The sequence below is a fragment of the Oceanobacillus oncorhynchi genome (assembly GCF_000821065.1).
Taxonomy (GTDB): domain Bacteria; phylum Bacillota; class Bacilli; order Bacillales; family Amphibacillaceae; genus Oceanobacillus; species Oceanobacillus oncorhynchi.
Genome location: NZ_CDGG01000001.1, coordinates 70161 through 81701, shown reverse-complemented (window position 1 = coordinate 81701; position 11541 = coordinate 70161). Strand labels below are relative to the sequence as shown.

The following is an 11541-nucleotide window of genomic DNA, read 5'->3' as shown; positions in this document are numbered from 1 at the left end:
ATGATATAAAACAGCGGACAGGCAAAGTGATTCATAGCCCGTCCGTTGTTTTTGTATCTGCTGGAACAGCTTTATTCTTTAAAATTCTGTAGTAAATGATGGCCGATAAGCGCTGGTGTTTTTTGCTGGGTGACGGTTAAAAATCGTTGGATAAGCGGATATTCCCGGTCTGCTTTCATTTGCATCAGCTCACCCCACCATTCTGTTTCATAACGGCAAATCATACTCAAATTAAATAGCAGCAGATAATGTACCAGGATTTCGGAATAAGGAAAATAGTTTGCCCGATTCGCTGGAAAATAAATTGCTTCATTATGCAAATCATAACGAAAGGGGCCGTCCCAATCTTTGACGGGCCCGGTCAGATAAAGCTGTAATTCCTCCTTTTTTTGTTGTATATCCTCAATTGGAGGCAAAAAAGCCCGAATACGCTCGACAAAGGTATCTTCTTTTAAATAAAATCCATCTAAAATCCGATTGGGAAAACGAAGCAGTTTACTGTTTTTATTCCCAATAATAATCATCGACTCCTCCTGATAAAGCTGCCAAATATTGCTTAATTCTGGAATAGAAGCTAATAACAGACGCATTGAAACACGTTCTAATGGAAAGGGATAGAGAGAAAATAAATGGCGGCTTACATATGGAAATAACCCCTTTTGCTGTAATTTGACCTCATCCTCGATAAATCGATAATCCTTGCGTTTTCTTTTCCGGGCAGTCAGACCATGCGCAAGAACAGCTGTTGTTTCCGGATAATCAGGGCGCTTTGACAGCAACCAGCCTTTTAAAAGATGTGTCATTCCATAAAAAGACAGAACAGGCTGAACCAGCACACTGCTTTGCCTGCTTGATTCCATAAAGCATGTTCCATTATGAATATAATGGATAAAAGCAGAGCTGTTTTGATAGCTTTTTGCCTGAGCTTCACGAAGAAATGAGTAACTTTTCTTCAGGTAATTTTGTGCATTTTCCTGAGTGGTTAAAAATGGATATAAATCTTCAACATGCAACATTTCTACAGCTCCATAACTATTTAAATATTTTGAATCTATCCTCTATTTTTTCTATATGTAGGGTGCTTGAAAAAGCATGAAAAAAAGCGTAATGTAAGTAAAAATAGATATTTGCTGCTGCTTTCACAGGATTGGTATTTTTTTAGCAGTTTCTCCGATATTCGATAAGGATATACCTTGAAAACTGTATAATACCCGTAAGTGAAGTGAATTGAGGTTGCGAATTCAATGATTGGAGGATGAGCTAGCAATGAGAGAAGACAAATTTGCAAAAGAAGGTTTGACATTTGATGATGTATTGCTTGTTCCGGCAGAATCAGATGTTTTACCAAACCAGGTGGATCTGAGTGTTGATTTAACATCAAATTTAAAATTGAAATCCCCATTTATCAGTGCTGGAATGGATACAGTAACAGAAGCAGAAATGGCAATTGCGATGGCACGTCAAGGCGGGTTTGGAGTTATTCATAAGAATATGTCTATTGAACAGCAGGCAGAGGAAGTAGACCGTGTGAAACGCTCAGAAAGCGGCGTAATCACGAACCCGTTCTTCTTAACTCCGGAGCATCAGGTTTATGATGCGGAACATTTAATGGGAAAATACCGCATTTCAGGAGTTCCCATTGTAAATAATATTGAGGAACAAAAGCTCGTCGGTATTTTAACCAATCGTGACTTACGTTTTATTGAAGATTATTCGATTCTGATTTCGGAAGTGATGACCACAGAGGAATTAGTGACAGCGCCAGTGGGAACAACACTGGATGAAGCAGAGAAGCTTCTGCAGAAATATAAAATTGAAAAACTGCCTCTTGTTGATGATCAGGGAATTCTAAAAGGGTTAATTACGATTAAAGATATTGAAAAGGTCATTGAATTTCCAAATGCAGCAAAGGATGCACAAGGACGGTTGATTGCAGCAGCTGCAGTCGGCGTGACAGGCGACGCGATGAAGCGGATTGAAAAATTAGTGGATGTCGGTGTAGATGCCATTGTAATCGATACAGCACATGGTCATTCTAAAGGTGTTCTCGATCAATTAAAACACATTCGCGAAACGTATCCTGATTTGACAATTATTGCAGGAAATGTTGCTACAGAGGATGGGACAAAAGCTTTGATTGAAGCAGGAGCTTCCGTTGTCAAAGTAGGTATTGGACCGGGGTCTATCTGTACCACAAGAGTAGTAGCAGGGGTCGGTGTACCACAAATTACAGCAGTTTATGACTGCGCAAGAGCAGCAAAAGAATACGGTGTACCCGTTATTGCAGACGGCGGAATCAAATACTCCGGCGATATTGTGAAGGCTTTGGCATCAGGTGCACATGCTGTAATGCTGGGAAGTATTTTTGCCGGAACAAAGGAAAGCCCTGGAGAAACAGAAATTTTCCAAGGACGTCAATATAAAGTATATCGCGGTATGGGCTCTGTTGGAGCAATGCAAGCAGGCTCCAAAGACCGTTATTTCCAAAGTGAATCAGAGAATAAAAAGCTTGTTCCAGAAGGCATTGAAGGACGTATTGCGTATAAAGGCTCGCTGGGAGATACCTTCCATCAGCTGGCAGGCGGTTTACGCTCCGGCATGGGATATTGTGGAACGAAAAATCTGGAGAGCTTAAGAAACGATTCCCGATTTATCCGGATTACCGGGGCTGGGTTGAAGGAAAGCCATCCGCATGATGTTCAGATTACGAAAGAAGCACCGAACTATTTTATGCAGTAAAAAAGAGAATAATTAAGCAATTTAGTTGATGACAAATTTGTGTCATACGGTCGTAAAAAAAATAGATGGAGGATGTTGCTCCATCTATTTTTTTATGAATTTTTATGGTAAAATGTGAAGCGTGCTCAGCAGAATACATAGAACGTATGTTGATGGCTATATTATTAAACGGAGGTACGGAAATGTGAGAAAGTCTATGAAAAAATTGTTTCTTTTGGTGGTTGCAGCAGCGCTTGTTTTAACATCTTTTGTTACACCATCCATGTCTGTGTATGCAGATGGATTAGATATAGAAGCGGAATCGGCTATTTTAGTGGATGCAGAAACGGGGAAAGTATTATTTGCAAAGGACCCGGATGTGGCATTGCCTCCTGCTAGCATGACGAAAATAATGACAGAATATCTCGTTTGGGAAGCAGTTGAAAACGGAGATATTTCCTGGGATACAACAACACAAATTAGTGATTATGCATATGAAATATCCAGCAATGATGATTTTTCAGGGGTTGGATTAAGACAGCAGCAAGATTACACAGTAGAAGATTTATATAAAGCAATGGCAATCAACTCAGATAATGCGACAACGATTGCACTTGCAGAGTTAATTGCAGGTTCAGAAAGTGAATTTGTCGAAATGATGAATGCAAAGGCAGAAGAACTGGGAATGCCGGAATATAAATTTGTTAATTCCAGCGGATTAGATAATGAGAGTCTGGGGGATAATTATCCAGAAGGAACAAGTCCTAACGATACAAACTTATTATCAGCCCGTTCAGCAGCAATTTTAGGGTCTGCATTAGTGAATGATTATCCGGAAGCATTAGAAATTTCCAGCGTGCCGAGTACGGAATTTGATGATCAGGAGATCCGTAACTGGAATTACATGCTGGATCATGATGCAGATTATTTACAGCAGCATTACTATGAAGGTGTAGATGGTTTAAAAACTGGTTTTACAACGGTTGCCGGTTATGCTTTTACAGGAACAGCAGAACGGGATGGACGACGTCTTATCAGTGTGGTTATGAAAACAGACAGTGAAGATGCCCGTTTTAATGAGACTGCAAAACTGTTTGATTATGGATTTGATCAATTTGAAACACAAGAATTATTCCCGGCAGGATATCAAGAAGAAGGCAATGAAACAGCTCCGGTTGCAAGAGGAAAAGAAAAAGAAGTAAATATTGGCATCAATGAAGGGATTCATGTTCCGATCAAAACTGGTGAGGAAGATCTGTATCATTTAGAATATAAAATTGATGAAGACAGATTGAATGATAATGGAGAGTTAGAAGCTCCAGTGGAAGCAGATGAAGTTATCGGAACAGTTACCGTTGTCTATGATGGAGAAGAAGAAGATTTTGGATATATTTCCGATGAAGCGAGTCAGGAAAGTTATGATTTAGTTGCAATGGACTCCGTTGAAAAAGCAAATTGGTTTATGCTTACGTTACAATCTATTGGTGATTTCTTTGTAAACATGTTCCAAGGTGCATTTAATTGGGTGAAGGGACTTTTCAGCTAATTTTTGCAGGAAGTCTTGCAACCTGATTGGAAATAGATTATGATGATATACAATCATTCATTGAAATAATAAAGCGTTGATAGGAAGCAGTAGCTGTTTGATTCTATCTATAGAGAGCTAATATCTGGTGCAAATTAGCGTTAGAATGCAGTGAATCCATCCTGGAGCATGCTTATTGAAGTGGTTCAGTCACGTAAGTAAGCACGGAGATACGACGTTATTCGTATATAAAGCCGGAAGAATCTGTCTGTATAGATTCTTTAACTAGGGTGGCAACGCGGGAAATATACTCTCGTCCCTTTCTACATAAGGGATGGGAGTTTTTTTATGGTTTTAAAGACATTAAAAATATAGGAGGTAATCAGTATGTTAGATATGAAATATGTACGAAATAACTTTGATGAAGTGAAGCAAAGATTAGCACACCGCGGAGAAGACCTTGGCGATTTAGACAAATTTGGCGAGCTTGATGTAAGAAGACGGGAATTGATTGCAGAGACAGAAAAACTAAAGGCAAAACGTAATGAAGTGTCTAAGGAAATTTCTGTTTTAAAGCGCGAGAAGAAGGATGCGGAGGAAGCCATAGCTTCTATGCGTGAAGTTGGAGATCAAATTTCTAAATATGATAAAGAATTAAAAGACATTGAGGAAACCCTGGAACATATCATGCTTTCTATTCCTAATCTGCCGCATGAGAGTGTGCCTGTTGGTGAAGATGAGGATGATAATGTAGAAGCACGTAAATGGGGAGAGGTGCCGGAATTTTCATTTGAAGCACAGCCGCACTGGGATGTTGCGACAAATTTAGATATTTTGGACTTTGAACGTGCAGCAAAGGTAACAGGAAGCCGTTTTGTTTTTTATAAAGGATTAGGAGCAAGACTGGAACGTGCATTATTAAACTTCATGATGGATCTGCATGCGGATAAGCATGGCTATCAGGAAATGCTTCCTCCATACATTGTGAATCGCCTGAGTATGACAGGAACAGGACAGCTTCCGAAATTTGAAGAGGATGCGTTTAAACTGGAAGACTGGGATTATTTTCTGGTGCCGACTGCAGAAGTCCCTGTAACCAATTATCACCGTGATGAGATTTTATCAGGAGAGGCGTTGCCGAAAAAATATGTTGCATTCAGCGCCAGCTTCCGTTCTGAAGCAGGTTCTGCCGGAAGAGATACACGCGGCTTGATTCGCCAGCATCAATTTAACAAAGTGGAGCTTGTGAATTTCGTGAAACCGGAAGATTCTTATGACACATTAGAAAGACTGACAGGGGAAGCGGAAAAAGTATTGCAGCTGTTAGAACTCCCTTATCGTGTGATGAGTATGTGTACAGGTGATTTAGGCTTTACAGCAGCGAAAAAATACGATATTGAAGTATGGATTCCAAGCCAGCATACGTACCGTGAAATTTCTTCTTGTTCTAATTTTGAGGATTTCCAAGCGCGCCGTGCCGGAATTCGCTTCCGCCGCGAAGCAAATGGAAAACCAGAATTTGTCCATACGTTAAACGGTTCTGGTCTTGCGTTAGGACGTACTGTAGCGGCTATTTTAGAGAATTGCCAGCAGGAAGATGGAAGTGTAGTAATTCCTGAAGTATTGCGTCCGTATATGGGCGGCATTGAAGTGATTGGCAAGTAATGATTAAGTAAGAGGCTCTCCATCTTTGGGGGCCTCTTATTTTTTGATAAAAAATATTGACAAGTCATCTTTGAGGATGATATAGTATATTTTGTTCGCTAGGAAGTGAGCAAATTAGCGTTATTTCATGGAGGTATACCCAAGTCTGGCTGAAGGGGTCGGTCTTGAAAACCGAGAGGCGGGTCAAACCGCGCGGGGGTTCGAATCCCTCTACCTCCTCCATTTAAAACAACCGTAAAAAATTGGAGATAAAAACCCGCAGCTTTCGTGAACTGCGCCCTGTCAAGTAGACAGTGAAAAAACAAAAAATCTATGCGACAGCCTGGTGCCGGAATTCTAACGGTGCAAGGCTGTTTAATTTTGCTTGATATCGTTCTTCATTATAAAACGTTATATATTCGTCAATATCTTCCTTTAGCTCCTCAAACGACTTATACTGCTTTAGGTTGTAACATTCACATTTAAAGTGACCGAAAAAGCTCTCAATCGGAGCATTGTCAATACAGTTACCGACACGAGACATACTGCGCGTCATGCCAGCTTCTGTAGTAATATAACGATACTCCTTTGATGTATACTGCGAACCTCGATCACTATGAATCAATGGAGTTGTGTCAGGATTTGCTTGTATAGCCGCTTTGATGGTATCCATAACTAGAGGGTTGTCATTATAGCGTCCAACCTGGTAAGCAATGATTGAGCCGTCATAAAGGTCCTTAATGGCACTTAAATAAGCTTTACTGCCAAAACCATAATGCATGTGCGTAATATCCGTTACCCACTTCTCATTCGGCTTCTCTGCGGTAAATTCTCGGTTTAAAATATTTTCTTCAATATTTTCGTGACTTGTCTTCGTTGAATAACCATTCGACCGGCGAATATGCGATTTTAGGCCCATTTGATCCATTAAGCGTCGAATTCTTTTCTCGTTATACTGCTTCTTATATTTGCGGTTGATCACCATGGTTATTCGACGATAACCAAAGTTACCGTGATACTTTTTAAATTCTTCTTTCACTACTTTCATGAGCCATTCATTTTCTTTTTCGGATTCTGTTGGGTCATAGTTCAACCATTTATAGTATCCGGAGCGTGATACAACTAAGATTTCACAGAGTAATAGAATCGGAGTGTCTGTCTCCTGTTGGTAATCATGAATTGCTTGGAATTTAGCTAAATGTGTTCCTAGTCGCGCGGTCCCATCCCCCTTTCGATTTCCTTCAACTTTTTTAATAAGCCATTCTCCGCCTCTAAATACTGATTACGGTGTTCCAGCTCTTTAATACGAAGCTGTAATTCTTCCTCTTCTGTAAGTGTAGGCTTTGACTCCAGGGACTTTCCACGACGATCCTGAAGACCTTGTTCCCCATCTTTTTCATACTTGCGTACCCAGCTATATACTTGTTGATAAGAAACGTTATACTTTTCAGCTGCCTTATGATAGTCGCGGTCGTTGGCAATCGTATATTGTACAATTTCGATACGCTCTTGAAGATTGGTTTTACGCCCTTTAGTCACGGTTCCTCTTCCTTTACTAGTAGATTTTATCTCTTTCCCACTAGTATACTGATTTATCCATTGACGTAAAACCGAATGAGATGAAATATTGAACTTTTCACAAGTCGTTCTCAAACTGCCTTCTCCATTTAAATAAAATTCAACAGCTTCCCTTTTCAGCTCGCTGGAATATCCCTTCCATGTCCTCAAATCCTTTAAACCATAGCCCCCATTTTCTTTGTACTTGCGAACCCATACGTTAATCGTCGTTCGGTCGACAGCGTATTCTTTAGCAATCCTGCTTACAGACACGCTCCCCTCCATCACACGTAATACTGCCTCTATCCTTTCATTTAAAGTATGTTTACTTCTCCTTTTAGACATAGAAAATGCCCCCAATACAGTAGTAGAGAATTTTTATTATTTCTCTGTCCACTGTATTGGGAGCATATCATTCGTGCTGCGGGTTTTCTAATACATATATATGTTTACTCTCTATCTCTTCGCTCCAACAACGATTCTAATAACTGCTTTGGCAGCGGGAAGCGTTTGTTATCAAGCGGCAGAAAGTTAAGCTTGCTCTCTGCATGTTTATCCTCTTTTGCTTCATTGATTTCCGTATGAAGAAACTCCATCTTTTCATCCAGTTGATTTGCGATATTTGCACTGGTTGTTAATTCTTCTACCAGATGTGCCGGTACTTCCCCATCATATTTATAATAAATTTTATGCTCTAAGCTCGCCCAGAAATCCATCGCAACGGTACGGATTTGAATTTCGATAAATACCTCTTCCTGACGGTCAGAGAAAAAGACAGGAATGGATAAAATCAGATGCAGACTTTTATATCCGTTTGGTTTTGGATGCTTAATATAGTCTTTCGTTTCAATGACTTTGATATCCTGCTGACCTTGGATCATTTCGCTGATTTTATAAATATCGGATATAAAGGAGCAGACAATCCGGATTCCTGCAATATCCTTGATATGATTCTTGATAGATTTTTGCGTAATCGAAATGTTTTTTCGCTGGCATTTTCGTAAAATACTTTCAGGTGTTTTTATACGTGATTTTAAATGTTCAATCGGATTATAATCATGAATATGCTCAAATTCTTCTTGAAGGATGTTCAGCTTGGTATTGATTTCATCCAGTCCAAATTTATAGCTGAGCATGAAACGTGTCAGTTCTTTTCGTACAGCGGTTAACTGGTGTATCTGTTTTGATTCATCCATTGATAAAATTCCTTTCTGGCTTACATTCATGTACAATATAAGTATAGCAAAATTTGTTTTGAATAGCAGATAAAAAGACGCTGCAATCCATTCTGATGGGTGCAGTCTTGACAAAAGTATGGCAAGGCCTTATAGTACAATTCAATAAAGAAATACGGTGAACGGGCCAGTAATCGATGTGTATTTACCAAAGAGAGGAAATCCGGCGGCTGTAAGATTTCTGTAAATGCCTTGATGAACCTATCCGGGAGTAGGTTAGTGTATGCTGACTGCAGTAAACTGCATTATCAATGTGAGTGGATAACTTTTATCAACAAAGGTGGTACCGCGGAATAATACTGATTTCGTCCTTTACAAGGGATGTATAATCAGTTTTTTTTATTGCTCTGAGGTATCGGTGAAATAAAATATTAAAGGAAAGAAGAAACACACAGGAGGAAACTACATGGAAAAAACAATTGCATTTTTTGGAGCAGGAAATTTAGCAGAGGCGATTATTGCAGGCATTACAAGGACTAATGTTGTTACAAAAGAACAGGTGCTGGTGACGAATCGCAGTGATAAAGCAAGGTTAGATCTGATTGCTGAAAAGTATGGAGTGACTTGCGACCTGGATAAAGAAGAAATGATCGAGAAAGCAGATATTATTATTTTAGCGATGAAGCCTAAGGATGCGAAGGATTATTTAGACTGGCTAAAAAATTATATAAAACCGCATCACATGGTTATTTCGGTGATTGCAGGGTTATCTATCGAACAGATGGAAAAAACGCTGGGAGAAGGTATTCCTGTTATTCGAACCATGCCGAATACGTCTGCATTGATCGGCCAATCAGCTACTGCTATTTCAAAGGGAACCAATGTCGAACTCGGTCAGCTTTACTTTGCTGAGGAACTATTCCAGACAGTGGGTACAACAAAAATTGTTGATGAGGAGCAGATGCATACGATTACGGCGATTGCAGGAAGCGGACCGGCATTTTTCTACTACATGGTGGAAGCAATGGAAAAAGCAGCAATTGAAGCAGGATTGGACCGGGATACGGCATTAGAGCTGCTGACCCAGACGGTGATCGGCGCAGGAAAAATGCTGGAGACATCTGGCGCAGACCCGGAACAGCTCCGTGTTAATATTACCAGCCCGGCAGGAACCACAGAGGCTGGTTTAAACCAGTTAATGGCGAATGAATTTGATAAGATAATTAAATCATGTGTCGATGGCGCACGAAATCGGTCTATCGAGATTACGAATGCTCAGAACTAATTTTTTACACGTACTTTAAAAAAGAGAAGAGGGAAAGCAGATGCATACACCGGATTGCAGTTATTGCGGGAAAAGATGGAGTTATGGACAGACCTTTAAGCAGGTATTTAAGATTAAAATGATTTGTCCGCACTGCGGCAAAGAAAATTATTATAATGCAAGTAAAAAAGGCGGCTGGCTCCCTTTATTAGCCATACCTATTCTGTTAGGGCTGGCCTTTCTGCTAAGGCTGTCTTCTGTAGAAATTATTCTCATGGGCTGTTTGCTGATGATTCTTCACGTCCTGTCGATTCCTTATCGGACGAGATTGCAGAGAGCCGGCAAATAAATGAAACATGATGCTTTCCAAAATAGATAAGGTTTAGTATAATACGATTGTTCGTTTATTTTTCAATGGACGGATAATGAAGCATAATTGAGCGGTTTCCACTGCTGATTATGTGCAAAGCCCCCGTAGCTCAGGGGATAGAGCATTGGTTTCCTAAACCATGTGCCGCAGGTTCGAATCCTGCCGGGGGCGTAAAAAAGTCTTGTTATACAGAGATTTGTGTCTTTCAGTTATATTATCGGAGGCCACGGTTTATACTTGAAAATTACATAAACCGACAGACGTCATTTTTCGTTTTCTTGTTTGTTTTATGACAAGATTTCTGAAAGGTGGCTTTTTTTTATATAGAGAAGACAATTATTTTTCTGCTTATTTTTCGTGAAAAAGCAAAATGAGAAACACCATTGATTTTTTTTGTTTTATAGACGGTAATAATGAATAGAGCCGCTCCTAAAAAGAAGCGGCTCCATTCTTCTCATCTATATAAAGGGCAGGATACAGCAATGGATTCCGATTCCCTATCGCTATATCACTTTCACCCGATTCAAAATATCTTCGGCGTTTTTCACCCGTTCCTCTGTCGGTGGCTCTACACCTTCCAGCGGATAGTCCAAACCAAGATTTTCCCATTTATAGACACCTAATTTATGATACGGCAGCACTTCTATTTTTTCGACATTATTTAATGTCGCAATAAAATCGGAGAGCTGCTGTAAATGTGCATCGTTATCGCTGCCACCGGGAACAAGTACATGACGGACCCAGACAGGCACTTTCTTCTCGTCTAAATAGCGGGCCATGTCGAGAATATGTTCATTGGACAGACCAGTGAGCTCTTTATGCGCTGCAGCGTTGATATGCTTTAAATCAAGTAAAACCAAATCAGTTAATTCCAGTACTTTATCTAAATTTTTTATAAAGTGAGGGGAGCGGTTAAAGCATCCGGCAGAAGTATCAATGGTTGTGTGTACTCCTAATTTTTTCAGTTCGGTGAACAATTCGAGTAAAAATTCAACCTGAAGTAAAGGCTCTCCGCCGCTGACAGTCACTCCTCCATTGGTAGATTGGAAGAATGGGAGATAGCCCTTAATATCCTTCACCAGCTCTTGTACAGACATTTTCTTTCCTGCTCCCATGTTCCATGTATCCGGATTATGACAAAATTGACAGCGTAATAAACAGCCTTGAGTAAAGATAACATAGCGTAATCCAGGCCCGTCTACGGTTCCACACGTTTCGATTGAATGAATTCTTCCTTCTTTCATGATACTTTTCCCCCTCACTTCATATGCTGAAAATAATTCAGCAT

Annotated in this window: 9 protein-coding genes, 2 tRNA genes and 2 other annotated features; of the genes, 7 read left to right on the top strand and 4 right to left on the bottom strand. The window is 40.0% G+C overall.

The genetic code is table 11. The features are described 5' to 3' along the window. Window positions 1-71: 71 nt before the first annotated feature. Entirely contained in the window at window positions 72-1016 is a 945-nt protein-coding gene (locus tag BN997_RS00415) for a YaaC family protein (RefSeq protein ID WP_042528638.1), read from the bottom strand. Window positions 1017-1266: 250 nt separating this feature from the next. Here BN997_RS00415 and guaB point away from each other — a divergent pair, with 250 nt between their 5' ends. The 4 genes from guaB to BN997_RS00395 all read left to right on the top strand — a co-directional run bounded on the left by guaB (window position 1267) and on the right by BN997_RS00395 (window position 6130). Continuing rightward, the gene (guaB, locus tag BN997_RS00410; RefSeq protein WP_042528636.1) at window positions 1267-2739 is read left to right on the top strand and encodes an IMP dehydrogenase; all 1473 of its coding nucleotides are present in this window, start codon (window positions 1267-1269) and stop codon (window positions 2737-2739) included. A 196-nt stretch (window positions 2740-2935) separates the two neighbouring features. Next, window positions 2936-4264, top strand: a complete 1329-nt coding sequence (locus BN997_RS00405; RefSeq protein WP_226894870.1) for a D-alanyl-D-alanine carboxypeptidase family protein — start codon at window positions 2936-2938, stop codon at window positions 4262-4264. 67 nt (window positions 4265-4331) lie between these two features. After that, window positions 4332-4567, top strand: a binding site (T-box leader). A gap of 63 nt (window positions 4568-4630) precedes the next feature. Then, on the top strand, window positions 4631-5908 hold the full coding sequence (serS, locus tag BN997_RS00400; protein WP_042528632.1) for a serine--tRNA ligase: 1278 nt from the start codon (window positions 4631-4633) through the stop codon (window positions 5906-5908). Between the two features lie 129 nt (window positions 5909-6037). Further along, window positions 6038-6130 (top strand) — tRNA-Ser (locus BN997_RS00395). A gap of 88 nt (window positions 6131-6218) precedes the next feature. On the opposite strand, the gene BN997_RS22385 is transcribed toward BN997_RS00395, so the two are convergent. Further along, window positions 6219-7789, bottom strand: a protein-coding gene (locus BN997_RS22385) for an IS3 family transposase (RefSeq protein WP_139088971.1) whose coding sequence is annotated in 2 segments (ribosomal slippage) — window positions 6219-7126 and window positions 7126-7789 — 1572 coding nt in all. Because the reading frame shifts where the segments join, the coding sequence is not laid out codon by codon here. Window positions 7790-7893: 104 nt separating this feature from the next. After that, complete coding sequence (locus tag BN997_RS00380) at window positions 7894-8640, bottom strand: GTP pyrophosphokinase (protein WP_042528626.1); 747 nt, start codon at window positions 8638-8640, stop codon at window positions 7894-7896. 148 nt (window positions 8641-8788) lie between these two features. Further along, window positions 8789-8995: a binding site (T-box leader), on the top strand. A gap of 90 nt (window positions 8996-9085) precedes the next feature. On the opposite strand from BN997_RS00380, the gene proC reads away from it, so the two are divergent. From proC to BN997_RS00365, 3 genes are all read left to right on the top strand, one after another. Further along, the gene (gene proC, locus BN997_RS00375; RefSeq protein ID WP_042528624.1) at window positions 9086-9904 is read left to right on the top strand and encodes a pyrroline-5-carboxylate reductase; all 819 of its coding nucleotides are present in this window, start codon (window positions 9086-9088) and stop codon (window positions 9902-9904) included. Between the two features lie 40 nt (window positions 9905-9944). Then, window positions 9945-10232, top strand: coding sequence for a TIGR04104 family putative zinc finger protein (locus BN997_RS00370; RefSeq protein WP_042528622.1), 288 nt, complete (start codon window positions 9945-9947; stop codon window positions 10230-10232). Between the two features lie 119 nt (window positions 10233-10351). Beyond that, window positions 10352-10424, top strand: a tRNA-Arg gene (locus tag BN997_RS00365). Between the two features lie 332 nt (window positions 10425-10756). On the opposite strand, the gene pflA is transcribed toward BN997_RS00365, so the two are convergent. Beyond that, window positions 10757-11497 (bottom strand): pyruvate formate-lyase-activating protein, encoded by a 741-nt coding sequence (gene pflA, locus BN997_RS00360; protein ID WP_042528620.1) that lies wholly within the window; start codon window positions 11495-11497, stop codon window positions 10757-10759. Window positions 11498-11541: the final 44 nt, after the last annotated feature.

What these genes read in the sequence shown, in the direction of transcription:
- BN997_RS00415 (WP_042528638.1), bottom strand. Translation starts at nt 1,016, where the DNA reads ATGTTGCATGTTGAAGATTTATATCCATTTTTAACCACTCAGGAAAAT.
- guaB (WP_042528636.1), top strand. Translation starts at nt 1,267, where the DNA reads ATGAGAGAAGACAAATTTGCAAAAGAAGGTTTGACATTTGATGATGTA.
- BN997_RS00405 (WP_226894870.1), top strand. Translation starts at nt 2,936, where the DNA reads ATGAAAAAATTGTTTCTTTTGGTGGTTGCAGCAGCGCTTGTTTTAACA.
- serS (WP_042528632.1), top strand. Translation starts at nt 4,631, where the DNA reads ATGTTAGATATGAAATATGTACGAAATAACTTTGATGAAGTGAAGCAA.
- BN997_RS00380 (WP_042528626.1), bottom strand. Translation starts at nt 8,640, where the DNA reads ATGGATGAATCAAAACAGATACACCAGTTAACCGCTGTACGAAAAGAA.
- proC (WP_042528624.1), top strand. Translation starts at nt 9,086, where the DNA reads ATGGAAAAAACAATTGCATTTTTTGGAGCAGGAAATTTAGCAGAGGCG.
- BN997_RS00370 (WP_042528622.1), top strand. Translation starts at nt 9,945, where the DNA reads ATGCATACACCGGATTGCAGTTATTGCGGGAAAAGATGGAGTTATGGA.
- pflA (WP_042528620.1), bottom strand. Translation starts at nt 11,497, where the DNA reads ATGAAAGAAGGAAGAATTCATTCAATCGAAACGTGTGGAACCGTAGAC.